Consider the following 24,728-nt stretch of genomic DNA (forward strand, 5'->3'; position numbering starts at 1 on the left):
TTTCATGCCAGCGTGCCGGGCGATCATGGCCGGAGGCCGGAATTCCCGCCAGATTCCCGACCGGCGGTCCGGCATCCCGCTGTTCAGCGACCGCGCAGGAAGAGCGCGTCCAGCTCTTTCATGCCGACCTGGCGCCAGGTGGGGCGGCCGTGGTTGCACTGGTCGGAGCGCTCGGTCACTTCCATCTGCCGCAGCAGTGCGTTCATCTCGTCGAGCGTGAGGCGCCGGTTGGCACGCACCGCGCCGTGGCAGGCCATGGTGGCCAGCAGCTCGTTGCGGGCGCGCTGCACCACGGTGCTCGCATCGTGTTGACCCAGCTCGGCGAGCACGCTGCGTGCGAGTTCCACCGGATCGCCTTGGGCCAGTGTGGTGGGCACCGCGCGCACGGCCAGCGTCTTGGGCGACAGTGCCGTGATCTCCAGTCCCAGGGTCCCGAGGACTTCCGTGCAATCCTCGACCGTGGCCACCTCGTCGGGTGTGGCAGAAAACGTGGCCGGGATCAACAGCGGCTGGCTGGCCACCTGCTGGTCGTCGAGCTGCTGCTTGAGGCGCTCGTAAACGATGCGCTCGTGGGCGGCGTGCATGTCGACCACCACCAGGCCTTGTGTGTTCTCGGCCAGGATGTAGACGCCTTGCAGCTGCGCGATGGCGCGGCCCAGCGGCCAGTCGCCGGAGGGCATGGGTGGAGGAGGGGTGAGGGATTGGACAGGCTCAGGCCGAACGGGGAGTGTGTCGCCTGTGGCGACGGTCTGCGGTTCGGAGGAGCCCGTCTCCGTTCGGGCCGAGCTGGTCGTTGCCCCTCCAGACCCGTACGCCCACAAGGCCCCCACATCACTCACCCGGTGCCCCACCTCGGGCTCCCGCGGCGCGAACGAAAACGGCGTCTGCCGTGCCGGCGGTGTCCAGGCCGGTGCAGGTTCCACGTTCGCTGCCTCGGGCGTCGCAGCCGAGCGCGGCACCGCCAGCGCCGCTTCCACGGCGTGCCGCACACCCTGGTGCACCTCACGGCCATCGCGAAAACGAACCTCGATCTTGGTCGGGTGCACGTTCACGTCCACCCGCGCCGGGTCGATGGAAACAAAGATCGCATACACCGGCTGCCGGTGGCCGTGCAGCACGTCTTCGTACGCGCTGCGCGCGGCATGGGTGATGGTCTTGTCGCGCACGTAGCGGCCGTTCACATAGGCGAATTGCCAGTCGGCGCGCGAGCGCGCCGCGTCGGGCACGCCCGCAAAGCCCCACACGCGCAGGCGCCCAGCCCCCTCGTCATCGGGCGCCTCCAGCGGCCAGTTCAGCGCCACCGCCTGCTGCACGAAGTCTTCACCCAGCACATCGGCCAGGCGCTGGCGCAGCGCGTCCATGCCGCCACCGGCCACGGCGCGCCACTGCGCCACCAGCTTGCCTTCGTGCCAGATCGCAAAGCCCACCTCGGGCCGTGCGAGCGCGTGGCGGCGCACCGCCTCGATGCAGTGCGCCAGTTCGGTGGCATCGGTCTTCAGGAATTTGCGCCGCGCCGGTGTGGCGAAGAAGAGTTCACGCACCTCGACCGTGGTGCCGGGCGCGCGTGCCGTGGGTTGCAGCTCGCCGCTGCGGCCGTCGAGCAGCCAGCCGTGGGGTTCGTCGGCCGTGTCCACGCGCGTGAGCAGCGAGACCTCGGCGATCGAGCAGATGGCGGCCAGCGCCTCGCCCCGGAAACCCATGGTGCCCACCTCCTCCAGATCGGCCAGGCTGGCGATCTTGCTGGTGGCGTGGCGCTTGAGCGCATTGGGCAGTTCGCTGCGCAGGATGCCGCAGCCGTTGTCTTCCACGCTGATGAGCCGCACGCCGCCGGCCTGCAGGCGCAGCGTGATCTGCGTGGCACCCGCATCCAGCGCGTTGTCCACCAGCTCCCGCACCACCGAAGCCGGCCGTTCGACCACCTCGCCAGCGGCGATCTGGCTGATCAGTTCATCGGGGAGTTCGCGGATGGGCCGGCGGGGCGGCTGGAAGGTGCTGGGTGGGGTTGTCACGGGCAAATTGTAGGGCGCAGGGATAATCGGCCGCTATGGAAATCCTCGCCTTTCTCATCGACTTCATCCTCAACGTCGACCAGCACCTGCAGGCCTTCGTGCAGAACTACGGCGCCTGGGTCTACGCCCTGCTGTTCCTGATCATCTTCACCGAGACCGGCGTGGTGGTCATGCCGTTTCTGCCGGGCGACTCCTTGTTGTTCGTGGTGGGCACCTTGTGTGGCGCAGGGCTGATGAGCCTGCCGCTGGCCATGGGGCTGCTGGTGGCCGCGGCGATCCTGGGTGACCAGACCAACTACTCGATTGGCCGCTATTTCGGGCCGAAGGTATTTCAGTGGGAGAACTCCAGACTTTTCAACCGCAACGCCTTCAACCAGGCGCACGCGTTCTACGAAAAATACGGCGGCATCACCATCATCCTGGCGCGCTTCATGCCCTTTGTCCGCACTTTTGCGCCGTTTGTGGCGGGTGTGGCCGAGATGACGCGCACGAAGTTCACGGCCTACAACGTGGTGGGCGCGTTGATCTGGGTGGTGGGGCTGGTGGGCGCGGGTTATCTCTTCGGCAACCTGCCGTGGGTGCAGACCAACCTGAGCAAGATCATCTGGGCCATGATTTTCATTCCCGGGCTCATTGCGATCTTCGGGGCCTGGCGGGCCCGGCAGCAGTCTTTGCGGGACGCAGGCTGAGCTTTTGTTTTGTTGTGTGCCTGGACCTCGCGGGCTCGTGAGCGCACGGCGCCCTGCTCCGCGAATGTCCCCCGGGGCCTTCGGCCCCTCCTCCTTTACTTCGCTGCGCAGAGCGCCGTGCGCTCACGAGCCTGAGGTGAACGTGGAGCCTTGCTCATGGCTGCCGATGACCGGACCAGCCGGAGAAAAAGCCCCCGACCACCGGCGCAACAGCAATTGATCAGTAGGCTTATCATTTATCTCCACACACAGACGACGCGTGAGGAGACATGAACGCACCGCAAGCCCTCGTGCGCTGGCACGACCGCGGCACCAGCCGCATCCCCTTCTGGGCCTACACCGACCCCGACCTCTACCAGCGTGAGCTCGAGCGCCTGTTCTACGGGCCACATTGGTCCTACGTGGGTCTGGCCATCGAAATCCCCAACACCGGCGACTACAAGCTCAGCTGGCTCGGTGAGCGCCAGGTCATCATGGTGCGCGACCGCGTGGCACCCAAAGAGCGCGCCACCGACCCCGGCATCCGCGTGGTGGAGAACCGCTGCGCGCACCGCGGCGTGCGTTTTTGCCAGCCGCCCATGGACGGCCAGACCGGCAACGCGCGCAGCTTTGTGTGCCCTTACCACCAGTGGACCTACAAGCTCAACGGCGACCTCGCCGGCCTGCCGTTCAAGGACGGCGTGAAGGACGGCGAATGTGTCAACGGCGGCATGCCCGAAGACTTCGACCTGAGCCAGAACGGCCTGACCAAACTGCGCGTGGCTGTGCTGCACGGTCTGGTGTTCGCCACCTTCAGCATGGATGCCGAACCCTTCGAGCAGTACATCGGCCCCCATGTGATGCCCTGGCTGGACCGCATCTTCAAGGGCCGCGAACTCAAGCTGCTGGGCTACAACCGCCAGCGCATTCCAGGCAACTGGAAACTGATGATGGAGAACATCAAGGACCCGTACCACCCGGGCCTGCTGCACACCTGGTTTGTCACCTTCGGCCTGTGGCGCGCCGACCAGAAAAGCCGCATGGTGATGGACGAACACGGCCGGCATGCGGTGATGATCTCCAGACGCAACGACGGCGGCGCCAACAAAAGCGTGACCGAAGGCGTGACCAGCTTCAAGGCCGACATGGCCTTGCACGACACGCGCCTGCTCGACGTGGTGCCCGAAGTCTGGTGGACGGTGGACGACCCCTCGAACCCCGGGACCACCATCACGCCCACGGTGACCATGATCACGCTGTTCCCCAGCCTCATCGTCCAGCAGCAGGTCAATTCACTGAGCACGCGCCACATCGTGCCGCGCGGGGCGGGCGAGTTCGACTTTGTGTGGACGCACTTCGGCTTTGCCGACGACACCGAGGACATGACGCAGCGCCGCCTGCGCCAGGCCAACCTGTTCGGCCCGGCCGGCTTTGTGAGCGCCGACGACGGCGAAGTGATCGAGTTCAGCCAGGACGGATTCAAACAGTGGGGCGAGGGCGGCACCACGCTGGTGGAGCTGGGCGGCCGGGGCGACGACGTGGGCCAGCCACCCACCGAACACATGGTCACCGAAACGCTGATCCGGTCGATGTACGCCTACTGGCGCAAGGCCATGGGGGAATGACATGCAAATGATCGACCAGGACCTGCACAGCCTGCTGCTGCACCACGCAGTGGACCGCTTCAACGCCGCCTACGCGGCCACGCTGGACGACCGCCGCTTCAACGAATGGCCCGAGTGCTTCGTGGAAGACGCCCGCTACAAGGTGCAGGCCCGTGAAAACTTCGACCGCGGCCTGCCGCTGGCGTTGCTCGCGTTGGAAAGCCAGGGCATGCTGCGCGACCGCATCTACGGCACCAGCCAGACCATTTACCACGGGCCGTACTACACCCGCCACGTGGTGAGTCCGGCACGCATCACGCACGCAGGGGAGGGCACGGCCGACGACCCGATCCGGGCCGAAGCGAACTACGCGGTGTTTCGCACCAAGCCGGGCAGCGTGAGCGAGGTTTACCAGGTGGGCCGCTACATCGACGCGTTCGTGAACACCGACAACGGCCTCAAGCTGCAGAGCCGCACCTGTGTGTACGACAGCGAGATGGTGCTGAACTCGCTGATCTATCCGGTCTAGATCTGGCGGTTGCGCGCCAGCGGCGGGTTCTTGCTGAAGTAGGCCACGATGCCGCGCAGCAGGGCGTCGGCCAGGTCGTCCTGGTACTTCGGATCGTTGAGGCGGGCTTCTTCGTCGGGATTGCTGATGAAGGCGGTTTCCACCAGCACGCTGGGGATGTCGGGCGCACGCAGCACCGCGAAGTTGGCTTGTTCCACGCGCGGTTTGTGCAGCTTGCCGACCCGCTTCACATGGCCGAGCATGGCGCTGCCGAGCTTGAGGCTGTCGTTGATCTGCGCGGTGGTGCTCATGTCGAGCAGGGCGCGCTGCACCGTGGCGTCCTTGGCCTTCACGTTGAGGCCGCCCACCTGGTCGGCGGCGTTCTCCTTGTTGGCCATCCAGCGCGCTGCTGCGCTGCTGGCGCCCTTGGTGCTGAGTGCGTAGACGCTCGCGCCCTGGGGACGCGGCGTGTAGAACGCGTCGGCGTGCAGGCTGATGAACAGGTCGGCCTGCACGCGTTGTGCCTTTTGCACCCGCACCTGCAGCGGCACGAAGAAGTCTTTGTCGCGCGTCATGTAGGCGCGCATGGGGTTGCCGTTGACGCGGGTGTCGTTGATGCGGTCGCGCAGCTTCTGCGCGATCTGCAGCACCACTTTTTTCTCATGCGTTCCATTGGGGCCGATGGCGCCGGGGTCTTCGCCACCGTGGCCCGGGTCCAGCGCCACCACGATCAGGCGCTCGGTCTTGCCGGGTTTCCCGGGGGGCTGCTTGGCCGGGCTGCCGGAGGTGGCGCCGCCAGCCACCGCCGTGCCCGTGTCGCCCATCGGGGCGCTTGGTTTGGCACCGGGCCTGGCGCGCTGCGCGATCAAGGCGCCCAGGGGATCGTCCGCCGGGTTGGCCGCCGTCACACGGTCGTTCGCACCCGGTCCACCAGCAACCTGACCCATCTCCAGCCCCAGCAGGCGCGCGGCGCGCTCGCTGGCCGCGTCCAGGTCTTTCATGCGTTGGGCGATCAACTGTTCCAGCGGATCGGGCGCGTTCACCGGGTACAGGTCGAGCACCAAGCGGTGCTGGTACGCGGCCACCGGCTCCAGATTGAACACCTGCGGTTTGATGGCCTGCTTGAGGTCGATCACCAGCCGCACCACGTTGGGGGCGTTCTGCGCCACGCGGATGCTGCCGATGTTCGGATCGTCCGACTTCAGCTTGCCCACCAGTTCACGCAAGCCGGGCAGCAGGTCGATGCCTTCGATGTCCACCACCATGCGCGGCGGCTCGGTCACAAAGAATTTCTGTGCCTTGAGTTCACCGTCGGACTCGATGGTCACGCGGGTGTAGTCCTCGGCCGGCCAGATGCGCACCGCCAGCACGCTGGCACCGCGCGCGATGTGTTGCACGCCCAGCAGCAGCACCAGCGTGCCGGTGCGCAGCAGCGTGCGGCGGCTCACAGGTCCCGTCACGCGAGTGCCTCCAGCAGCCGCAGGCCGGTGGGGGTGAGGGCGGTGGCGCGCACGGTGCGCGCGCTGTCGTGTTCCGGGTCGGTGTGGGGGTTCATGTCGTCGGGTTGGATGTCGATCTGCAGATCGACCGCCGGCAGAAACGCGCCAGCGCGCTCGGGCCACTCCACCAGCTTGAGACCCGGGCTGGCAAAAAGTTCGCGAAAGCCCGCGTCTTCCCATTCGCGTGGGTCGTTGAAACGGTAGAAGTCGAAGTGCCACACCGACAGCGGCTCGCCCGCGGGCATCACCGGGCAGTCCATCGCGCTGTGCGGCTCCACCACCGCGTAGGTGGGGCTCTTGATGCGACCGCGCACACCGAGTGCGCGCAGCAGGTGGCGCACCAGCGTGGTCTTGCCGGCGCCCAGATCGCCCTGCAGCGTGATCGTGGCGTGGGCGATGGCGGGCGACAGGGCCAGGCGTTGTGCAAAGGCCTGGGTGTCTTCTTCGGTGGCCCACCGGCCTTGCCAGGGTTGCAGCGCGGACGCCGGCGCCGCAGGAGCCGAGGGGGTTCCTACAATGCCCTTCACATGAATGTCGCTTTGGATGCCGCTCAACTCGTCTCGCAGATTCAGGCCTGGGGCCAGGAGCTTGCATTTTCCCAAATCGGCGTGGCCGGTGTGGATTTGTCGGCTGCCGAGCCCGGTTTGATGGCCTGGTTGTCGGCTGGATGTCACGGTGACATGGGCTACATGGCCGCGCACGGCCTCAAACGCGCCCGCCCGGCCGAGCTGGTGCCCGGTACCTTGAGCGTGATCACCGCGCGCATGGACTATTTGCCGCGGGCCACGACCGAGGGCTGGCAAGCCATCGAACTGGAACGGCTGGACCGGCCGCAAGAGGCCGTGGTCTCGGTGTATGCGCGCGGCAGGGACTACCACAAGGTGCTGCGCAACCGGCTGCAGGCCTTGGCCGATCGCATCGCGGCACACATCGGTCCCTTCGGGTACCGCGTGTTCACCGACTCGGCCCCGGTGCTCGAGGTGGAGCTCGCGTCGCGCAGCGGCATCGGTTGGCGTGGCAAACACACACTGGCGCTGCACCGCGAGGCGGGCTCGATGTTTTTTCTGGGCGAGATATTCGTGGACCTGGCGTTGCCGCACACCGAGGCCGTCAGCGAACACTGCGGCAGTTGCAGCGCATGCATCGACGTGTGTCCCACGCAGGCCATCACGGGCCCACAGCACGTGGACGCGCGGCGATGCATCAGCTACCTCACCATCGAACACGCCGGGCCGATTCCGCTGGAACTGCGCCCGCTCATGGGCAACCGCATCTACGGCTGCGACGACTGCCAGCTCGTGTGTCCGTGGAACAAGTTCGCGCAGCGCTCGGTCTTGCCCGACTTCGACGAACGCGCGGGGCTGTCGGGATCAACGCTGATCGAACTGTTCGCCTGGAGCGAAGCGGAGTTCTTGCGGCGCACCGAAGGCAGTGCGATCCGGCGCATAGGCCATGAGCGCTGGTTGCGCAACATCGCCGTGGCCATGGGCAATGCGCTGCGGGTGCGGTCCGATCCCGTCTTGGAAGTTGCCTTGCAAGGGCGTGCCGACCACCCGAGCCCGATCGTTCGCGAGCATGTGGCCTGGGCCCTGGCGCAGTCTCAACCCGCGTAACGCAACCTCAGTTCCCGCTTGAGCAGCTTGCCGCTCGGGTTCTTGGGCAGGCTGTCGGTGAACACCACACGCTTCGGCGCCTTGAAACTGGCCATGTGCTGGTTGCAGTGCGCGATCACCTCGGCCTCGGTGAGTTGCTGGCCAGCCTTCACGACGATCACCGCCGTGACCGCTTCCACCCACTTGGCATCGGGCAGGCCGATCACCGCCACCTCGCTCACGCCGCCCAGGCGGTAGATCATTTCCTCCACCTCGCGGCTGGCCACGTTTTCGCCGCCGGTCTTGATCATGTCCTTCTTGCGGTCGACCACGGTGATGTAGCCCTCGTCGTCGATCAGGGCCAGGTCGCCGCTGTGGAACCAGCCGCCTTCGAACGATGCCGCGGTGCGCTCGGGGTCGTTGAAGTAGCCCAGCATCAGGTGCGGTGAGCGGTGCACGATTTCGCCGACCTCGCCCACCACCACATCGTCCATCGCGTCGTTGACCACACGTGTTTCCACATTGAGCACGGCCTTGCCACACGAGCCGGGTTTGCGCAGCTGGTCCTGCGGGCCGAGCATGGTGGCCAGCGGCGCAATCTCGGTCTGGCCGTACAGGTTCCACAGCCGCACGCCGGGCAGACGCGCCGCGAGCTCCTTGAGCACCTCCACCGGCATGATGGAAGCGCCGTAGTAGCCCTTGACCAGGCTCTTGAGTTTTTCGGCATCAAAGAGGGGTGAGCGCAGCAGCGCGATCCACACCGTGGGCGGCGCAAAGAAGCTGGTGATCCGGTGTTTTTCGATCAGCGCCAGCAGGTTCTCAGGCACCGGCCTGGACGTGATCACGTTGCTGCTGCCGATGTAGATGGCCGGACCAAAGAACACGTCGAGCTGGGCGCAGTGGTAGAGCGGCAGCGCATGCAGTGCCCGGTCCACCTCGGCGATCTCGGCGTTGATCACACAGCTCACGTACTGCCACAGCACCGCATCGTGCGTGAGCATGGCGCCCTTGGGCGTGGACTCGGTGCCGCTGGTGTAGACGATCTGGGCCAGGTCGAAGCTGCCCAGGTCCACCTCGGGCATCGGGTCGGGGCTGGCGGCCAGGTGGTCGAAGCGGTGCATGGCCGGGTCGGGTTCGGTGGGGTCTTCGCTGGGCAGCCAGATGAAGCGCTCCACCACCGTGTCCAGCGCGGCGGCTTCACGCGCCAGCGCTGTCAGGCCGCTGTCGGTGGCCAGGGTTCTGGCGCCTGCGTGGCGCAGGATGTAAGCCACCTCGTCGGCCTTGAGCATGAAGTTGATCGGCACCAGCACCGCGCCACGGCGCGCCAGGGCAAAACGCAGGGCCGCAAAACCGTGGGAATTGCGCGCCAGCACGGCCACCTTGTCGCCCTCGGCCACGCCCAGGTGGGCCAGCCCCGCGGCCAGGCGGCTGACCAGGGCGTCGAAGTCGGCGTAGCTCCAGGCGGTTTCACCGCAGACGATGGCCGTTTTGTTCGGCAGGCGCAAGGCCGTGCGGTGCAGGGCGTCGGCGATGGTCTGGCGCCGCACCACCGGCGGAAGGGTCGAGGACATGCATGGGCTCCTGAAAGGATGGTCGGCGGCTGGGGCCGGTGGCCTGATTGAAGCCCAACCAACCGGTTTGACCATGCGCGTTTTCACCAGCCTGCTGTCACCTTTGCACACCGCGGACATGGCAAATCCTTCACAACCGCGGACTATCATCGGCCGATGAACCCCGTCTCTGCCAGCCACACGCTCATGACCCGCTGGGGTCATCGGGCGCGTCTGTGGTGGTTCACCTGGTGGCAGGTGGTCATGCTGGGTGCGCAGATTCTGGTGGTGGCACTCACACCGTCGAGCTACGCCACGGGGCCGCGTCGCGAGACGGTGTTGTTGCACATTGTCCAGGCCACCGCGCCGCTGCTCACCGGCTTCCTCGTGCTCTCGGCGCTCATCAGCCTGGTGCTGATCCGCATCGTGGTGGCAACGGCTTACAGCTACGGTTTGTCGCAGTACGCCCTGGGTGTGCTGGTGCGCACACTGGTGCTCGAACTCATTCCTTTGTACGCCGCCATGTTTGTCGCGGCGCGTTACGCCATGCCGGGGGCACAGCAGGTGCGCGAGCGGCTGTCCGCCCACCAGCGCACGGGCCAGGAGCTGGGCCAGGGTGTGTTGTTGATCACCGAGCTGCTGCCCCGCGCGCTGGCGTCCGTGTTCTCGGTGTTGATGCTGGCGGCGCTGAGCTGTGTGATCGCACTGGTGCTCACCTACCTCACGGTCTACGGCTTTTCGCACTGGGGCCTGCCGGGCTACACGCGCAGCGTGGGCCAGGTGTTCACGCCGGCGGTGACGCTGATCTTCACGCTCAAGACGCTCTTCTTCAGTCTGGCCGTGGCGGTGGTGCCGCTGGCCGGCAGTGCGCAGCAGGATGCGCAGGGCCTGTACGCGCAACGCAGCGACATCTCGGAGTTCGCGCGCCTGTTCTCTGTTGTGCTGCTCATCGAAATCATGTCGCTGGTCGGCAACTACTACTGATCTCCCATGAACCTCACACCCGACGATTCCAGGTCCGCCGAGACCCCGGAGGTCAAGAACCTCGAGTTCAAGGCCGCGCTCCTGCTCGTGGCCTTGCTGGTGCTGGTGGTCGGCTCGGCGCTCTATGTGATGTACGCCCGCGGCATGTTCGAAGACACGCAGCGGCTGGTGCTGATCTCCGACGACTCCGAGGGCGTGGTGGTGGGCATGGACATGACCTTCGCCGGTTTTCCCATCGGTCGCGTGGGGCGCATCGAGCTGGGCGCGGACGGCACGGCGCGCATCCTGATCGACGTGCCGAGCAAGGACGCCAAGTGGCTGCGGACCTCCAGCATCTTCACCATGGAGCGCGGCCTGGTGGGCGGTACGCGCATCCGCGCTTACAGCGGCGTGCTGGACGACCCGGCGCTGCCCGACGGGGCGGAACGCACCGTGCTGCGCGGCGACACCGCGGCCGAGATCCCGAAGCTCGCGGCGAGCATGCGCGAGGTGCTGGAGAACGTGGCCGCTCTGACCAGGAAGGACGCTGCGCTGGACACCGCGTTGAACAACGTGCAGAGCGCCACCGAGCGGCTCAAGGGTCCGCAGGGCGCCATGGGTGTGTTGATGGGCAACGACGAGGACGCCAGGAAACTGGTGGTCACGGTGGAGCGCGCCAATGCCTTGCTGGCGCGCGCGGAAACGCTGACCCAGCGCATGGACAGCCTGGTGAGCAATGCGAACAAACAGGTGTTCGGCCAGGGCTCTGCCGATGGCGGCCTGGTGACGGACGCCCGCGCGACCGTGCAGCAACTCAATGGGTTGCTCGCCGAGGCCAGGGTCAGCCTGCAGAAGGTGGATGCGGTGCTGGTGGAGGCCCAGGGCATTGCCAGCAACACGCGCGAAGCCACGACCGATCTGGGCGTGCTGCGAGGCGAGGTCGAGTCCAGCCTGCGCAAGGTCGACGGGCTCATCAACGACATCAACCGCAAGTGGCCTTTCGCTCGCGACACCGAGATCAAGCTTCCATGAACACACGAATCTCCGTCGTTGCGTGTGGCTTGATGGCGCTCGCCGCCTGCTCCAGCAACCCACCCCCACCCGACTGGCCGGCCGAGGCCAAAGGCAGCAGCGAACGTGCCACCGAGGCCTGGCTCAGCGGTGACAACCGCATCGAGGCGGCGGAGTTCGGCCGGGCGCGTGCCGAGGTGGCGCGCACGGGCCAGGTGGCGCTGGTGGCGCGGCTGGAGCTGCTGCGCTGTGCCACGCGGGTGGCCAGTCTGGTGGTGGAGCCTTGTGCCGGTTTTGATGCGCTTGCGCAGGACGCAGCACCGGCCGAGCAGGCCTACGCGCGTTACCTGGCGGGCACGGCGCAGGCGGGCGATGCAGCGCTGCTGCCCGAGGTGCACCGCGGTCTGGTCGGCAACGCGGCGCCAGACGCGGCGCTGGTCGCGATCCAGGACCCGCTCTCGCAACTCGTGGCCGCCGGCGTGCTGTTTCGCAGCGGCCGTGCCACTCCCGGCGTGGTTGCCACCGCGTTGGACACCGCCTCGGCGCGCGGCTGGCGTCGGCCCCTGCTGGCCTGGCTGAAGGTGCAACAACAACGCGCTCAAGCCGCAGGCGATGCCGCCGCGGCTGCAGCCCTGCAGCGCCGCATCGACCTGGTGGCGCCGCCGCGCTGAATCAGCGCATGGGGATGGTGGTGCCCGCGGGCAGGGGCACGGCGGTGATGCTGTTGTCGGGTGAGCCCTCGATCACGCGGTCGGAGTAGCTCAGGTAGACCAGCGTGTTGCGGGCTTTGTCGACCATGCGCACCACCTGCAGCTTCTTGAACAGGAACGACGTGCGCTCGGTGAACACCACTTCCTGTTGTTTCATGGGGTCGCCCACAAACGACACGGCACCCACCTGTTTGCACTCGATGCTGGCGTCCGACTTGTCCTCGGCCAGGCCCAGCCCACCCTTGATGCCACCGGTCTTGGCGCGCGACACGTAGCAGGTGACGCCCTGGACCTTGGGATCGTCGAACGCCTCCACCACGATCTTGTGGTCGGGTCCGAACAGCTTGAACACCGTGTCGACTTCGCCGATGGCTTGTGCGTGCACCGCCGAGGTGGCGGACAGCAGTCCCAGCACCAGGCAGGACAGGGGGGTGAAACAGCGAATGGGGTTCATGGTGGCTTTCAGAAGAGGAGGTGGATCATGCGCCAGCCAGAGGCCGCAGCACGCCGAGCGCCAGCGGCAGGCTCGCGATGCCCAGCAAGGTGGACAGCGTGACCAGCCCGGCCACGTAAGGTCCGTTGTAGCCCATGCGCGCGGCCAGCACATAGCAGCTGGACGCGGTGGGCACGGCCGAGAACATCAGCAGGATGGTGGTCTGGGTCGGGTCGAGGCGGAACAGCAGGGCCAGCCCGAGCGCCATCACCGGCATGCTCAGGTGTTTCACGGCGAGCACCAGCCCACCCAGCGTCTTGGCGCTGGCCAGCATGCCGAACTGCATGCCGGCACCCGCGGCCATGAGGCCCAAGGCCAGCGAGGCCTGGCCGATGCGGTTCACCGTGGGCTCCAGCCAGAACGGCATCGAGAACCCCAGCAGGTTGGCCACCAGGCCCGAGACCGTGCCCACGATCAGCGGGTTGCGCACCAGCTCGCGCATGAATCCCTTGTTGGCGTGGCGCGCCATGGGCCACACCGCGCCCACGTTGAACAACGGCACGCACACGCCGATGAGCACCGCGATCATGAGCAGGCCCGGCGGCCCGGCCACCTTCTCGGCCAGCGCGAGTGCGATGAACGAGTTGAAGCGAAAGCCCACCTGGGCGCTGGCCGCGTGCAGGCGCACGTCCAGGTGTTTGCCGATCCACGGCCAGTGCGGGAGCGAGTACGACAGCGCGATGCCGCACAGGCCCAGCGTGAAGCCCGCACCCATGAGGCTGGAGGCCTGGCTCAGGTCGAGCGGGCTTTTGACGATGCTGTGGAACAGCAGCACCGGGAACAGGAAGTAGTAAACCAGGCTCTCCACCTGCTCCCACACCTTGCGGTTGAGGGCGGTGAAGCGGCAGATCAGGTAGCCGCAGAGGATGAGCGAGAAGTCGGGGAAGAGGAGTTGGGCGAAATTCACCGGGGGAGCATAGCGTGCTCCCTACGGTGTTCGGGGGTTTCCACTTATGTAGTTGTCCCATGGTCATGCGCTTGCCCAGCAGCTACATTGCAGGCTCGCATCGCGCAGCCGTACCCCGGTCGCGCGGACAGGGCCGACCCCGGTCCACCTTCATCGATGTCTCAAGCAAGGAGCAAGTCTCATGGTTTCTCGTCGTCAACTGGTTGCAATCGGTCTGGCCTCCGCCACGGTGGTGGTGGGTGGTTCCGCCTGGGCCCAGGCCTATCCCAACAAGGTCATTCGCCTGCAAGTCCCGTTTGCACCCGGTGGCACCACCGACATCATTGCGCGCGTCATGTCGGAGTCGCTTGGCAAGGCGCTTGGCCAGAGCATGGTCGTGGAGAACAAGGCCGGTGGCGGCGGTGTGGTTGGCGCGCTGGAGCTTTCGCGCGCCGCGCCCGACGGCTACATCCTGGGCATGGCCACGGTGTCCACCACCGCAGCGAACCCGGCCATCAACACCAAGATCCCGTACAACACGCTCACCGATTTCACGCCCATCATCAACATCGCGGCCACGCCCAACGTGATCGCGGTGCACCCGAGCTTTCCGGCCAAGGACTACAAGGGGTTCGTGGCCGAACTCAAGAAAAACCCGGGCAAGTACAGCTACGCGAGTTCGGGCACGGGCGGCATCGGCCACCTGCAGACCGAGCTTTACAAAAGCCTGACCGGCACCTTCATCACGCACATTCCCTACCGCGGTGCCGGCCCGGCCCTCAACGACACCATTGGTGGGCAGGTGCCCATCATTTTTGACAACCTGCCCTCCGCCTTGCCGCACATCAAGGCGGGCCGCCTGGTGGCCATCGTGGTGGCCGCGCCCCAGCGGGTGTCGGTGCTGCCCGATGTGCCCACGTTCAAGGAAGTGGGGCTGGAGGCGGTGAACCGCATGGCCTACTACGGGCTGATCGGTCCCAAGGGATTGCCGCAGGAGGTGGTGGACAAGGTGTCCAACGCCACCCGCCAGGCGCTGAACGATCCCGCCGTGAAAAAGCGCGTGGAGGAAACCGGTTCGCTGATCGTGGCCAACACGCCGGCCGAGTTCACCGCCCAGATCAAGGCGGAGTTCGAGGTCTACAAGGAAGTGGTCGCCAAGCAGAAGCTCAAGCTGGAGTGATGACCCAGGCCCTGGCATCGACCAGCGAGGACCTTGCCGGGGCTTTTGTCGACGCGCTCTGGCTCGAAGAGGGCCTCTCGCGCAACACGCTGGACGCGTACCGGCGTGATCTCGTTTTGCTGGGCCAGTGGCTCGCCGGGCAGGGCAAGACACTGCCGCAGACCACCGAAGCCGATCTCAACGGCTATTTCAGCGAGCGCCACAGCCAGTCGCGCGCCACCACGGCCAACCGCCGGCTGACGGTGTTCAAGCGCTACTTCCGATGGGCGCTGCGCGAACGATTCATCACCGCCGATCCGACGTTGCGTCTTTCACCCGCGCGCCAACCCATGCGTGTGCCCAAGACCCTGTCGGAAGCGCAGGTGGAGGCTTTGATCAACGCGCCCGATGTGGGCACACCGCTGGGCCTGCGCGACCGATGCATGCTGGAGCTGATCTACGCCAGCGGCCTGCGCGTGAGCGAACTCGTGACCCTCAAGACCTGGCACGTGGCCATGAACGAGCAGGTGCTGCGCATCACCGGCAAGGGCAACAAGGAACGGCTGGTGCCCTTTGGCCAGGTGGCCGGGCAGTGGCTGCAGCGTTACCTGGGGCAGGGGCGCGGCGACATCCTGAACGGCTTGCAGAGCGAAGACCTGTTCGTCACCTCACGAGGATCACGCGTGGGTGAGGCCATGACGCGCGCGATGTTCTGGCAGCTGGTGAAGAAGTACGCGCTGGCCGCCGGCATCACTGCAACCATTTCGCCCCACACCTTGCGCCACGCGTTCGCCACCCACCTGCTCAACCACGGCGCGGATCTGCGCGCAGTGCAGATGCTGCTTGGCCACGCCGACATTTCCACCACCACCATCTACACCCACGTGGCGCGCGAACGCCTCAAGACCATCGTGGCGCAGCACCATCCGCGGGGTTAGTTTTTGACCGGACCCCAGAGTTGTTCAAGGCGCGCATCGCGCCCGCAGCTCGTGCGGTAGTACTTGTAGCGAATCGGGTTCTTCAGGTAGTAGTCCTGGTGGTAGTCCTCGGCCGCATAAAACGTGCTGGCGGGCACCACCTGCGTGACGATCGGCTCCTTGAACGGCTTGGATTTTTCAAGCGCTGCCAGCGAACGTTTCACCACCTCGGCCTGTGCGGCGTCGTGCGTGAAGATGGCGGTGCGGTAAGGGTTGCCGGTGTCGCAGAACTGGCGGTCTTTCGTCGTCGGGTCGATGGTGCGCCAGAACTTTTCAACCAGCGTGGCGTAGCTCACCTTGGTCGGGTCGAACACGATCTCCACCGCTTCGGCGTGGCCCGTGCCGTTGCGAGACACCTGCTGATAGGTGGGGTTGGCCGTCGTGCCGCCGATGTAGCCCGAGGTGGTGGAGATCACGCCGGGGATCTTGTCGAAGTCGGCCTCCACGCACCAGAAACAGCCACCGGCGAACGTGGCTTTGGCGGTGACGGGAGCGGTCTGAGCGTGCGCCGCGCCGGCAAAGAACAGCACCGAGGTCATGAGGGGCAACAGGCTGCCCAGCCAGCGCGCGCTCATGCCGCCGCCTTGAAGGTGAGCGCCACGCCGTTGTTGCAGTAGCGCTTGCCGCTGGGCTTGGGGCCGTCGTTGAACACATGGCCCTGGTGGCCGTCGCAGCGCACGCAGTGGTATTCGGTGCGGGGAAAGATCGCTTTGTAGTCGGTCTTGGTGCCCAGCGCGCCCGCCAGCGGCGTGTGAAAGCTCGGCCAGCCGGTGCCGCTTTCGTACTTCGTGTCGGACGAGAACAGCGGCAGGTCACAGCCCGCGCAGTGGTAGACGCCCTTGCGCTTTTCGGCGTTGAACGGGCTGCTGCCCGGTCGCTCCGTGCCTTCTTCGCGCAGCACGTCGAACTGGGCCGGCGTCAGACGCTTCTTCCACTCGGCCTCGCTGAGTTTCCAGGGGTCGGTGGCGGCCAGGGCCTGGGCCACGGGGGCGGCAACCTGAGAGCCCAGGCCAAGCAGTGCGAGCAGTTTCATGGTCTGGCGACGGGTGGGGTGGGACGGCATGTTCATGGTTGTGAGTCGACCACAGCCGGCATTCCTTACACGGCCCCACGGGTACTCGGTGTAAAGACCTGCTTTACGTCTGCGCCATGCGCAGGCGGCGCGCCGTGTCTTCGTCGCGCGCGTCGTCGATCTCGCGCATCACGCTGCCCAGGTCCACCGCGCCCGGTGCGCGCTCGTAGCCGCCGGTGAGTGGCGTGTCGTTGCTCAGCAGACCGCTCTGGTACAAGCTCCAGATCTCGGCGCCGAATTGCGTCTTGAGCAGCTCGGGCGCGAACTGGCCGAAGAAGTCGCGCAGGTTGGCCACGTCGCGCAGCAGCATGCGCTGGGCGTGGTTGTTGCCGGCGGCGTCCACCGCCTGGGGCAGGTCGATGATCACGGGGAAATCGTCGCTGCCATCCTCGCCCGAATGCGCCAGCAGGATGTTGAACTCCGACAAGTCACCGTGCACCACGCCCGCGCACAGCATGCGCACCACCTCGCCGACGAGCGTGGCGTGGTGTTGGCGGGCCTGCCCGGGCGTGAACGCCACGTCGTTGAGACGCGGTGCCGCGTCGCCGTCGGCATCGGTCACCAGCTCCATGAGCAGCACGCCGTCGGCGAAGTTGAACGGCTGGGGCACCCGCACGCCGGCCGCGGCCAGGCGGTAAAGCGCGTCCACCTCGGCGCTTTGCCACGCGGCCTCTTGCGATTCACGCCCGAACTTCGTGCCCTTGGCCATGGCGCGCGCCTGGCGCGAGTTTTTCACCTTGCGGTTCTCGGTGTAGTCCACCGCCTGGCGAAAGCTGCGGTTGTTCGCTTCCTTGTAGATCTTGGCGCAGCGGGTGTCGTCCCCACAGCGCACCACATAGACCATGGCTTCCTTGCCGCTCATGAGCTGGCGCACCACGGTGTCGATGAGACCCTCTTCAACGAGGGACTGGAGTCGGGGAGGAACTTTCATCGGGCGATTGTGCGCCCGGGGGTCACAAGGGCTTGAGCACGAAGCCGATCACGAGGCCCGCGTCGGTCACCGTGATCGTGCCCGGCTGCATGCCCATGGCGTCGGCCATGCGCAGGTCTTGCGGTTGCAGGCGGTGCAACACCACTTCGCGCAATGACTGTTCGGCCAGCGCGGGGGCGTAGGTGTTGAGGAGTTCCACCACGCCGGGTTGCAGGCTGGGAAAACGCAGCCGGTCGATGCGCAACTGGTGCGCGCGCAAGGTGCGGTCGCTGGCCTCGTAGCGCAGCGCAAAGTCCAGATCGAACGTGCCCCGGTGGCTTCGGTTGAGCGCCGGGCCAGCGGCGTCCACCTCCATCGCGGCGCGCAGGCGGTTCTGCGCGGGCAACAGGCTCAGCGTGGGGGGTTGCAAGTCCAGGTTGAGCAGGCCCTGCACCGGGTAACGGATGGGGAAGCGCTGCGCCACCGAGCTTTGCAGCACAGCGGTGGGCACGGTGACGCCCGGGGGTTTTGACGGAGGGTCGTCGGCCTCGGGTGCCCGGGCCCAGGCCAGGGTCGTGGAGGTGCCGCACAAGGCGGCTGACAAAAGGGTTCTGCGGCGCATAGGTCGGGTTCGAGTCGGCCAGCAGCCATGCGTTCAGCGCATTTGGTCTCTATTTGTAGAACACCTCGACCCGGCCCTTGAGCTGGATCAGCAGCGGCTGGCCCTTGCGGTCCAGCGTCTTGCCCGAAGGCACCTTCACCCAGCCTTCGCTGATGCAGTACTCGGACACGTCGAAACGTTCCTTGTCGTTGAAGCGGATGCCGATGTCGTGCTCGAACACGGCGGCCACGTGGTGCGGGCTGCGGGCGTCGATGGAGAGGCGGTCGGGGAGGGTGGGGCGGGTGTTGGGGGTGGAGGTCTGGTCGTTCATGGCGAGATTGTCGACCAGTTCACGGATTGTCCATCTGCTGGCCACGCACCGCTCCGCTGGTGACTCAAAATGCCGATACTCGAACCATGAAACTACAACACAAGGCCTGGGGGCTGATCCTCCTGGCGGTCGCGGTGTGCGCGGGCGGAGCCTTGGTGGGCGTGCGCACCATCGTGCAGGATTCGTTCTCCCGACTGGAGACGGAACACGCAGAGCGGGAGGGGGAGCGGGCAAAACGCGTGCTCAACCAGCAAGTGCAGGGCTTGAGCGCCACGACCCAGGACTACGCCTACTGGGACGACGCCGTGGAGTTCGTCCGCGGCCAACGGCCCAGCTTCCTGACTGAGAACTTCGACACCGACAACATGGGCTACCTGCGCATCTCGGATGTGCTGGTGATCGACCGCCAGGGCCGCGTGCTGTCCACTGTGAAGCGCGAGAGCGCAGAGCGGCTCTCCAGGATGACCGACGAGCGCATTGCGCCCTTGCGAGAACTGGCCCTGCAGGTGTTGTCAGGCAAGGATCCCAAGGCGGTGCTGCAGACCCTTCGTGTGGTGGAGGGTGAACTGGAGATCGTCATCGCGGCGGCGGTCCGTCAGCCGGATGTGGAGGAGGGGGCGGCACAGGGTGTCATGGTGATGGTGCGCCGCTTTGACCAGGCCGAGGTGGACAGCCTGGCCGATGTGTTGATGATGCCAGCGCGCCTCTCGTTCGAGTTGCCCGCACATTCGGGGGAGCAGTTTCATGTTCAGCGGGCCAATGCCGATCTGGACGACCTGCACGCGGTGCTGCAAGACCACGAAGGTCGCCCGGTGGCGGAGCTGATCCTCGGTCTGGACCGGCGTCTGCAGGAGCAAGGCGAAGCGTTGAACTGGCAGGGCATGATGATGGTTGCCATCACATCTCTGATGGCCAGCCTGCTGCTGGTGCTGATCCTCGACCACTTTTTGCTCAAACGGCTCCAGCGCCTCTACAGCGACATCGGCGTCATCACCCGGGACGGGCCGACGGCAGCGCCCCCGGTGCTCGTGCAAGGCAATGACGAGATCAGCTCGCTGGCCCGTGGCGTCAACGGGCTGCTGCAGCGGGTGCAATCGGATGCGCAACAGCAGAGGCTGTCTTTCGAGCGGCAGGAGTCCATTCAGGCGCAATTGATGCAGAGCCAGAAATCGGAAGCCCTGGGCAGGCTGGCGGGAGGCATCGCCCACGACATCAACAACTCGCTGGCTGCCGTGACGGGCTGGGTGCGGCTCACGATGGAGGACCTGGAGGAGAAGCACCCGGGCCATGAGTCGCTGGGACAGGCGCTGAAGGCCACCAAGTACGCCGACGGGCTGATCCGCCAGCTGCTGGCGTTTGGCCGCAAGACAGCACCCAAGCTGCAGCGCCTGCACCTGAGAACCCTGGTAGAAGACACCCGCCGGCTGGTCAGCGCAGGGCTCACGCGCGAGTGCGACATCGCGACCATCCAACGTGTGGAACAAGACCTGGTTGAAGGCGATCCCACGCAACTGCAGCAGGTGCTGGTGAACCTGTTGATCAATGCGGCGGACGCCCTGGAGGGCAAAGGGCGGATCGAGATCACCATCGACGAGGTCATCCTTCCCGCCGCAAGCGCCCGGTCGTTGCCCGCCGACATGGCGAAACTGGTCCGGGGACGCTTTCTGACGATCGAGGTTCGGGACTTCGGACCCGGCATGCCGCCCGAGGTGGCCGACCGTGTCTTCGAACCCTTTTTCACCACCAAAGGTGTGGGGCGTGGCACCGGTTTGGGCTTGTCGGTGGCGCAGGGCATCACCGCCCACCACGGGGGACACATCGGTCTGAACAGCGTCGTCGGCGAGGGGACCACCTTCAGTCTTTACTTGCCCGCCTGCGAAGACGCCGAATCAGCGCCGGCCCCCGCAAAAGACCCGTCGCCGGACAAACGCAGGCGCGAACTGCTGTTTGTCGACGATGACCAGCTGGTTCGGCAATCGTGGAGCACCCTGCTGGAACGCAAAGGCTGGAACGTGACGCGCGCGCGGGACGGCGAAGAAGCCTGGAGCTATCTGGTGCAGTCCACCCAACGCTGGGACGTCGTGCTGACCGATTTGTCCATGCCCCGGCTTGATGGATTGGGTCTGGGTCAGCGCATCCGCTCCATGGGGCAACCGCCACCGGTGGTTCTGTTGAGCGGCAATCTGGACGAGGCCGATGGCGATGTGGTGGAGACCTTGTTTGCCGCGGTGCTGAGCAAGCCGGTGGAGGCCAGTGAGCTGGATGCGGTGCTCGATCGGGTCGTGCGCCAAGCCGCCCGGCCACCCGCCGGAACGTGAACCCTGCAGTTCAGTCCTCCAGCACCCGCACCTTGACGCTCTTGCCCTTGATGCGCCCGTCGTTCAGGCGGCTGGCCACCTGTTCGGCGATGTTGCGGTCCACGGCCACATAGGTCGACCACTCGTTCACGTTGATCTTGCCCACCTGCTCGCGTGTGTAACCCAGGTCGGCGGTGAGCGCGCCCAGCACGTCGCCGGGGCGGATCTTTTCCTTGCGCCCACCCTGGATGTGCAGCGTGACCATGGGCGGCACCAATGGGCCTTTGCCGGTGGGCACGAGTTCGCTCAGGGGATGCCACTTCGATTCGCGGCCCTGCAGCTGTTCGATCTTGCCCACGCTGCCCATCTCGTCCATGCTGACCAGGTTGAGCGCCAGGCCGCTTTCGCCGGCGCGGCCGGTGCGGCCGATGCGGTGGATGTGCACCTCGGCGTCGGGCGTCACGTCCACGTTGATCACCGCGGCCAGGCTGGTGATGTCCAGACCGCGGGCGGCCACGTCGGTGGCCACCAGCACCGAGCAGCTGCGGTTGGCAAAGCGCACCAGCACCTGGTCGCGCTCGCGCTGCTCCAGTTCACCAAACAGCGCCAGCGCGCTGATGCCCTGCGCCTGCAGCACGGCCACCAGATCGCGGCACTGCGCCTTGGTGTTGCAGAAAGCGAGCGTGCTGGCCGGGCGGAAGTGCGCCAGCAGCTTGCTCACCGCATCCAGGCGTTCGGTGTCCTTCACCTCGTACCAGCGCTGTTCGATCTGCGCACCCGCGTGCTGCGCCTCTACCTTCACCGTGACCGGTTCGCGCATGAACTGCGCACTCAGCTTGGCAATGCCTTCGGGGTAGGTGGCGGAGAACAGCAGCGTCTGGCGTGTCTTGGGGCACTGCTTGGCCACGGTCACGATGTCGTCGAAGAAGCCCATGTCGAGCATGCGGTCGGCCTCATCCAGCACCAGGGTGTTGAGCGCGTCCAGCGGCAGGCTGCCCCGCTCCAGATGGTCCATGATGCGGCCCGGTGTGCCCACCACGATGTGCGCGCCGTGCTCCAGCGTGGCCAGCTGACCGCGCAACGGCACACCGCCACACAGCGTGACGACCTTGATGTTGTCCTCAGCGCGCGCCAGGCGCCGGATCTCGGTGGTCACCTGGTCGGCCAGCTCGCGCGTGGGACACAGCACCAGGGTCTGCACCGCAAAGCGGCGAGCGTTCAGATTGGCCAGCAGGGTCAGGGCAAAGGCGGCGGTCTTGCCGCTACCGGTCTTGGCCTGGGCAATGATGTCCTTGCCCAGCAGGGCCGGCGGCAGCGCGGCTGCCTGGATCGGGGTCATCTCGAGATAACCGAGTTGCTCCAGGTTGGCCAGCGTGGCGGGCGAGAGGGGTAGGGTGCTGAAAGCGGTCGGGGGTGCGGAAGTCATCCCCGATTATCGGGGCTCAGGCCTGGTGCATCGCGGCGAGCTCGGCTTCGCTGAACCCGGCCGCCAGCCGCGCCCGCTCGTTGAACGGTGGCTTGAGCCGTGGCGCCGAATGCTCGCGCGCCAGCCGTCGGTAGTGGCCCAGCGGCTCGATCCCCTGCTGCGCGCAGAGCCAGCCGTACCAGCGGTTGCCCACCGCCACGTGGCCGATTTCGTCGCGCAGGATCACGTCGAGGATCTCGACCGCGCGCAGTGCAGCCGGTGTGCCCACCTTGCGCAGGCGCGCCTGCATGGGCGGTGTGGCGTCCAGTCCGCGCGCTTCCATGGTGCGCGGCACCAGGGCCATGCGCGCGGTCACGTCGTGTTGGGTGCGCAGGCACATCTCCCACAGGCTGTTGTGCGCCGCGAAGTCGCCGTAGTCGTGGCCCAGGCTTTGCAGGTGCGCGCGCAGCAGGCCGAAGTGGATGGCTTCCTCATGCGCCACGCCCAGCCAATCGGTGTAGTAGTCCGTGGGCATGTCGGGAAAACGCCAGATGGCGTCCAGCGCCAGATCGATCGCGTTGAATTCGATGTGCGCCACCGCGTGCAGCAGCATGGCGAAGCCTTCAGGCGTGAAGGGCGAGCGCTGGGGCACGTCGACCGGTGCAATGAGCACAGGCCGCGCGGGGCGGCCGGGTAGCTGTGCGTTGGGATCGGGTGCCAGGCGCTCGGCGGGGTCCAGATGCGTGCGGCCTGCTTGCAGTGCCTCGAACAGAGCGTGGGTGGCCGTCACTTTCTGGTCCGGCTCGCCGGTGCACAGCGCCTGCAGGGCGCCTGCGCGCAGGGAGACGGAAGGCGGGGGCGACAGGTCGGCGGGGGCTTGCATCCCTACAATTCTAGGTTTCGCCAACGGAGACAACAGACATGGCCCTTTACGAACTCGACGGCATGGCCCCACGCGTGGCCACTTCGGCCTGGGTGGCCGAGAACGCGCAGGTCATCGGCAACGTGGTGTTGGGAGAAGACAGCAGCGTGTGGTTCGGCGTCACGGTGCGCGGCGACACCGAGACCATCACGGTCGGACGCGGCAGCAACATCCAGGACGGCAGCGTGCTGCACGCCGACGTGGGCCAGCCGCTGACCATTGGCGAGAACGTGACGGTGGGCCACCAGGTGATGCTGCACGGCTGCCACATCGGCGACGGCTCGCTCATCGGCATTGGCGCGGTGGTGCTCAACGGCGCGAAGATCGGCAAACACTGTCTGGTGGGTGCGGGTTCGCTGGTGACCGAAGGCAAGGAGTTTCCCGACGGCAGCATGATCCTGGGCAGCCCGGCGCGGGTGGCCAGGTCGCTCACGCCCGAGCAGATCGAAGGACTGCGCATGAGCGCGAAGCACTACACCGACAACGCCGATCGCTTTCGCAAGACCTTGAAAAAGGTCGGCTGAACCCGATCTGCCACGATTGCGTTTTTTCGAACGATCCCCGAAAGCCCCGCTTGTCCGAACTCCACAAATTCGTCTTTGAAGGCCTGCCGGTGCGCGGCATGCTCGTGCGCCTCACCGATGCCTGGCAAGAAATTTTGCAGCGCCACAAGGACGGTGGCGGTTATCCCGCGGCCGTGACCGAGCTGCTGGGCGAGATGACGGCCGCGGCCACGCTGATGCAGGCCAACATCAAGTTCAACGGCGCGCTGATCATGCAGATCATGGGCGACGGGCCGGTGAAGCTGGCCGTGGCCGAGGTGCAGCCCGACCTGAGCCTGCGCGCCACCGCCACCGTGATCGGTGACGTGGGGGAAGGCGCGCCGCTCTCGCACATGGTCAACGTGACCAACCAGGGCCGCTGCGCCATCACGCTCGACCCCAAGGACCGCCTGCCCGGCCAGGCGCCCTACCAGGGCGTGGTGCCGCTGTTTGGTGACCAGCGCGAGAAGCTGGAGAAGCTCAGCGAGGTGATCGAGCACTACATGCTGCAGAGCGAGCAGCTCGACACGCGCCTGGTGCTGGCCGCCAACGAACACGTGGCCGCCGGTCTGCTGATCCAGCGCCTGCCGCTGCAGGGCAGTGGCAACCTCGCCGGGCAGTCGGGCGCGCGCGACGAAGACCAGATCGGCCTGAACGAGGACTACAACCGCATCGCCATCCTCGCCTCCAGCCTCAAGCGCGAGGAGCTGCTGACACTGGACGCCGACACGATTCTGCGCCGCCTGTTCTGGGAAGAGGACGTGCGCCGCTTCGAGCCCATGGTGGGTGAAACCGGGCCGCGTTTTGCCTGCACCTGTTCGCGGGACCGTGTGAGCAGCATGCTGCGCAGCCTGGGCCGAGACGAGATCGAATCGATCTTGAGCGAGCAGGGGCAGGTGGAGGTCGGGTGTGAGTTCTGCGGCGCGCAGTACCGGTTTGATCCGGTGGACGCGGCCCAGGTCTTCCTGCAGCCTGACATCCAGCCGCCGGCCAGCGACCAGAAGCACTGAGGCGGCAGT

The 24,728-nt window shown here is 66.4% G+C and carries 25 protein-coding genes; 12 read left to right on the forward strand and 13 right to left on the reverse strand.

The genetic code is table 11. From position 1 onward, the window contains the following. Positions 1–83 precede the first annotated feature (83 nt). Entirely contained in the window at positions 84–2,015 is a 1,932-nt protein-coding gene (gene mutL / locus BSY239_RS05060) for a DNA mismatch repair endonuclease MutL (RefSeq protein ID WP_442905764.1), read from the reverse strand. Between the two features lie 29 nt (positions 2,016–2,044). On the opposite strand from mutL, the gene BSY239_RS05065 reads away from it, so the two are divergent. From BSY239_RS05065 to BSY239_RS05075, 3 genes are all read left to right on the forward strand, one after another. Next, a complete protein-coding gene (locus BSY239_RS05065) occupies positions 2,045–2,698 on the forward strand; it encodes a DedA family protein (protein ID WP_069045889.1) in 654 nt (217 codons plus the stop codon). A 269-nt stretch (positions 2,699–2,967) separates the two neighbouring features. Continuing rightward, positions 2,968–4,302: an aromatic ring-hydroxylating dioxygenase subunit alpha gene (locus BSY239_RS05070; protein WP_069045890.1), complete on the forward strand. Its 1,335-nt coding sequence runs from the start codon at positions 2,968–2,970 to the stop codon at positions 4,300–4,302. A gap of 1 nt (position 4,303) precedes the next feature. Further along, positions 4,304–4,810 (forward strand): aromatic-ring-hydroxylating dioxygenase subunit beta, encoded by a 507-nt coding sequence (locus BSY239_RS05075; protein WP_172823076.1) that lies wholly within the window; start codon positions 4,304–4,306, stop codon positions 4,808–4,810. On the opposite strand, the gene BSY239_RS05080 is transcribed toward BSY239_RS05075, so the two are convergent. Beyond that, entirely contained in the window at positions 4,807–6,249 is a 1,443-nt protein-coding gene (locus BSY239_RS05080) for an N-acetylmuramoyl-L-alanine amidase (protein ID WP_069045892.1), read from the reverse strand. The genes BSY239_RS05075 and BSY239_RS05080 overlap by 4 nt on opposite strands. Further along, positions 6,246–6,764 (reverse strand): tRNA (adenosine(37)-N6)-threonylcarbamoyltransferase complex ATPase subunit type 1 TsaE, encoded by a 519-nt coding sequence (gene tsaE, locus BSY239_RS05085; protein WP_069048785.1) that lies wholly within the window; start codon positions 6,762–6,764, stop codon positions 6,246–6,248. The genes BSY239_RS05080 and tsaE overlap by 4 nt, the downstream gene beginning before the upstream one ends. A gap of 51 nt (positions 6,765–6,815) precedes the next feature. On the opposite strand from tsaE, the gene queG reads away from it, so the two are divergent. Continuing rightward, positions 6,816–7,901: a tRNA epoxyqueuosine(34) reductase QueG gene (queG, locus tag BSY239_RS05090; protein ID WP_172823077.1), complete on the forward strand. Its 1,086-nt coding sequence runs from the start codon at positions 6,816–6,818 to the stop codon at positions 7,899–7,901. Here queG and BSY239_RS05095 read toward each other — a convergent pair. Then, positions 7,889–9,451: an acyl-CoA synthetase gene (locus BSY239_RS05095; protein ID WP_069045893.1), complete on the reverse strand. Its 1,563-nt coding sequence runs from the start codon at positions 9,449–9,451 to the stop codon at positions 7,889–7,891. The genes queG and BSY239_RS05095 overlap by 13 nt on opposite strands. 156 nt (positions 9,452–9,607) lie before the next feature. Between BSY239_RS05095 and BSY239_RS05100 the strand changes: the two genes are divergently transcribed. From BSY239_RS05100 to BSY239_RS05110, 3 genes are read left to right on the forward strand one after another with little or no spacing between them, the layout of a single operon-like run. Then, positions 9,608–10,414 (forward strand): MlaE family ABC transporter permease, encoded by an 807-nt coding sequence (locus BSY239_RS05100; RefSeq protein ID WP_069045894.1) that lies wholly within the window; start codon positions 9,608–9,610, stop codon positions 10,412–10,414. A 6-nt stretch (positions 10,415–10,420) separates the two neighbouring features. Beyond that, positions 10,421–11,425, forward strand: a complete 1,005-nt coding sequence (locus BSY239_RS05105) for an MlaD family protein (RefSeq protein ID WP_069045895.1) — start codon at positions 10,421–10,423, stop codon at positions 11,423–11,425. Beyond that, positions 11,422–12,075 (forward strand): hypothetical protein, encoded by a 654-nt coding sequence (locus BSY239_RS05110; RefSeq protein WP_069045896.1) that lies wholly within the window; start codon positions 11,422–11,424, stop codon positions 12,073–12,075. Before BSY239_RS05105 ends, BSY239_RS05110 begins: the two co-directional genes overlap by 4 nt. Position 12,076: 1 nt before the next feature. On the opposite strand, the gene BSY239_RS05115 is transcribed toward BSY239_RS05110, so the two are convergent. Together BSY239_RS05115 and BSY239_RS05120 are read right to left on the reverse strand one after the other, a co-directional pair. Then, positions 12,077–12,568 (reverse strand): CreA family protein, encoded by a 492-nt coding sequence (locus BSY239_RS05115; protein WP_083239822.1) that lies wholly within the window; start codon positions 12,566–12,568, stop codon positions 12,077–12,079. 25 nt (positions 12,569–12,593) lie between these two features. After that, positions 12,594–13,514, reverse strand: coding sequence for an AEC family transporter (locus BSY239_RS05120; RefSeq protein WP_069045897.1), 921 nt, complete (start codon positions 13,512–13,514; stop codon positions 12,594–12,596). 181 nt (positions 13,515–13,695) lie between these two features. On the opposite strand from BSY239_RS05120, the gene BSY239_RS05125 reads away from it, so the two are divergent. Both BSY239_RS05125 and xerD read left to right on the forward strand, forming a co-directional pair. Further along, complete coding sequence (locus tag BSY239_RS05125; protein ID WP_069045898.1) at positions 13,696–14,673, forward strand: tripartite tricarboxylate transporter substrate binding protein BugE; 978 nt, start codon at positions 13,696–13,698, stop codon at positions 14,671–14,673. Further along, positions 14,673–15,590 (forward strand): site-specific tyrosine recombinase XerD, encoded by a 918-nt coding sequence (gene xerD / locus BSY239_RS05130; RefSeq protein ID WP_069045899.1) that lies wholly within the window; start codon positions 14,673–14,675, stop codon positions 15,588–15,590. Before BSY239_RS05125 ends, xerD begins: the two co-directional genes overlap by 1 nt. Here the strand turns inward: xerD and msrA are convergent. From msrA to BSY239_RS05155, 5 genes are all read right to left on the reverse strand, one after another. Continuing rightward, the gene (msrA, locus tag BSY239_RS05135; RefSeq protein ID WP_069045900.1) at positions 15,587–16,204 is read right to left on the reverse strand and encodes a peptide-methionine (S)-S-oxide reductase MsrA; all 618 of its coding nucleotides are present in this window, start codon (positions 16,202–16,204) and stop codon (positions 15,587–15,589) included. The genes xerD and msrA overlap by 4 nt on opposite strands. Next, positions 16,201–16,698, reverse strand: a complete 498-nt coding sequence (gene msrB / locus BSY239_RS05140) for a peptide-methionine (R)-S-oxide reductase MsrB (RefSeq protein ID WP_216637498.1) — start codon at positions 16,696–16,698, stop codon at positions 16,201–16,203. Before msrB ends, msrA begins: the two co-directional genes overlap by 4 nt. Before the next feature lie 67 nt (positions 16,699–16,765). Further along, complete coding sequence (locus tag BSY239_RS05145; RefSeq protein WP_069045901.1) at positions 16,766–17,632, reverse strand: PA4780 family RIO1-like protein kinase; 867 nt, start codon at positions 17,630–17,632, stop codon at positions 16,766–16,768. Positions 17,633–17,654: 22 nt separating this feature from the next. Then, entirely contained in the window at positions 17,655–18,233 is a 579-nt protein-coding gene (locus BSY239_RS05150) for a DUF1439 domain-containing protein (protein WP_069045902.1), read from the reverse strand. A gap of 49 nt (positions 18,234–18,282) precedes the next feature. After that, positions 18,283–18,543: a DUF3297 family protein gene (locus BSY239_RS05155; protein ID WP_069045903.1), complete on the reverse strand. Its 261-nt coding sequence runs from the start codon at positions 18,541–18,543 to the stop codon at positions 18,283–18,285. A gap of 86 nt (positions 18,544–18,629) precedes the next feature. Between BSY239_RS05155 and BSY239_RS05160 the strand changes: the two genes are divergently transcribed. Then, positions 18,630–20,861, forward strand: a complete 2,232-nt coding sequence (locus BSY239_RS05160; protein ID WP_069045904.1) for an ATP-binding protein — start codon at positions 18,630–18,632, stop codon at positions 20,859–20,861. A 10-nt stretch (positions 20,862–20,871) separates the two neighbouring features. Here BSY239_RS05160 and dbpA read toward each other — a convergent pair whose 3' ends face one another. Together dbpA and BSY239_RS05170 are read right to left on the reverse strand one after the other, a co-directional pair. Further along, positions 20,872–22,266, reverse strand: a complete 1,395-nt coding sequence (gene dbpA / locus BSY239_RS05165; RefSeq protein WP_069045905.1) for an ATP-dependent RNA helicase DbpA — start codon at positions 22,264–22,266, stop codon at positions 20,872–20,874. Between the two features lie 16 nt (positions 22,267–22,282). Further along, positions 22,283–23,128 (reverse strand): ferritin-like domain-containing protein, encoded by an 846-nt coding sequence (locus BSY239_RS05170; RefSeq protein ID WP_069045906.1) that lies wholly within the window; start codon positions 23,126–23,128, stop codon positions 22,283–22,285. Between the two features lie 38 nt (positions 23,129–23,166). On the opposite strand from BSY239_RS05170, the gene BSY239_RS05175 reads away from it, so the two are divergent. Both BSY239_RS05175 and hslO read left to right on the forward strand, forming a co-directional pair. After that, a complete protein-coding gene (locus tag BSY239_RS05175; RefSeq protein ID WP_069045907.1) occupies positions 23,167–23,691 on the forward strand; it encodes a gamma carbonic anhydrase family protein in 525 nt (174 codons plus the stop codon). 50 nt (positions 23,692–23,741) lie between these two features. Then, positions 23,742–24,719 (forward strand): Hsp33 family molecular chaperone HslO, encoded by a 978-nt coding sequence (gene hslO, locus BSY239_RS05180; RefSeq protein WP_069045908.1) that lies wholly within the window; start codon positions 23,742–23,744, stop codon positions 24,717–24,719. The last annotated feature ends 9 nt before the right edge of the window (positions 24,720–24,728 follow it).

The sequence above is a fragment of the Hydrogenophaga sp. RAC07 genome, assembly GCF_001713375.1.
Lineage (GTDB): Bacteria > Pseudomonadota > Gammaproteobacteria > Burkholderiales > Burkholderiaceae_C > Hydrogenophaga.

What these genes read in the sequence shown, in the direction of transcription:
- BSY239_RS05065 (WP_069045889.1), top strand. Translation starts at nt 2,045, where the DNA reads ATGGAAATCCTCGCCTTTCTCATCGACTTCATCCTCAACGTCGACCAG.
- BSY239_RS05070 (WP_069045890.1), top strand. Translation starts at nt 2,968, where the DNA reads ATGAACGCACCGCAAGCCCTCGTGCGCTGGCACGACCGCGGCACCAGC.
- BSY239_RS05075 (WP_172823076.1), top strand. Translation starts at nt 4,304, where the DNA reads ATGCAAATGATCGACCAGGACCTGCACAGCCTGCTGCTGCACCACGCA.
- queG (WP_172823077.1), top strand. Translation starts at nt 6,816, where the DNA reads ATGAATGTCGCTTTGGATGCCGCTCAACTCGTCTCGCAGATTCAGGCC.
- BSY239_RS05095 (WP_069045893.1), bottom strand. Translation starts at nt 9,451, where the DNA reads ATGTCCTCGACCCTTCCGCCGGTGGTGCGGCGCCAGACCATCGCCGAC.
- BSY239_RS05100 (WP_069045894.1), top strand. Translation starts at nt 9,608, where the DNA reads ATGAACCCCGTCTCTGCCAGCCACACGCTCATGACCCGCTGGGGTCAT.
- BSY239_RS05105 (WP_069045895.1), top strand. Translation starts at nt 10,421, where the DNA reads ATGAACCTCACACCCGACGATTCCAGGTCCGCCGAGACCCCGGAGGTC.
- BSY239_RS05110 (WP_069045896.1), top strand. Translation starts at nt 11,422, where the DNA reads ATGAACACACGAATCTCCGTCGTTGCGTGTGGCTTGATGGCGCTCGCC.
- BSY239_RS05115 (WP_083239822.1), bottom strand. Translation starts at nt 12,568, where the DNA reads ATGAACCCCATTCGCTGTTTCACCCCCCTGTCCTGCCTGGTGCTGGGA.
- BSY239_RS05125 (WP_069045898.1), top strand. Translation starts at nt 13,696, where the DNA reads ATGGTTTCTCGTCGTCAACTGGTTGCAATCGGTCTGGCCTCCGCCACG.
- xerD (WP_069045899.1), top strand. Translation starts at nt 14,673, where the DNA reads ATGACCCAGGCCCTGGCATCGACCAGCGAGGACCTTGCCGGGGCTTTT.
- msrA (WP_069045900.1), bottom strand. Translation starts at nt 16,204, where the DNA reads ATGAGCGCGCGCTGGCTGGGCAGCCTGTTGCCCCTCATGACCTCGGTG.
- msrB (WP_216637498.1), bottom strand. Translation starts at nt 16,698, where the DNA reads ATGAACATGCCGTCCCACCCCACCCGTCGCCAGACCATGAAACTGCTC.
- BSY239_RS05145 (WP_069045901.1), bottom strand. Translation starts at nt 17,632, where the DNA reads ATGAAAGTTCCTCCCCGACTCCAGTCCCTCGTTGAAGAGGGTCTCATC.
- BSY239_RS05150 (WP_069045902.1), bottom strand. Translation starts at nt 18,233, where the DNA reads ATGCGCCGCAGAACCCTTTTGTCAGCCGCCTTGTGCGGCACCTCCACG.
- BSY239_RS05155 (WP_069045903.1), bottom strand. Translation starts at nt 18,543, where the DNA reads ATGAACGACCAGACCTCCACCCCCAACACCCGCCCCACCCTCCCCGAC.
- BSY239_RS05160 (WP_069045904.1), top strand. Translation starts at nt 18,630, where the DNA reads ATGAAACTACAACACAAGGCCTGGGGGCTGATCCTCCTGGCGGTCGCG.
- dbpA (WP_069045905.1), bottom strand. Translation starts at nt 22,266, where the DNA reads ATGACTTCCGCACCCCCGACCGCTTTCAGCACCCTACCCCTCTCGCCC.
- BSY239_RS05170 (WP_069045906.1), bottom strand. Translation starts at nt 23,128, where the DNA reads ATGCAAGCCCCCGCCGACCTGTCGCCCCCGCCTTCCGTCTCCCTGCGC.
- BSY239_RS05175 (WP_069045907.1), top strand. Translation starts at nt 23,167, where the DNA reads ATGGCCCTTTACGAACTCGACGGCATGGCCCCACGCGTGGCCACTTCG.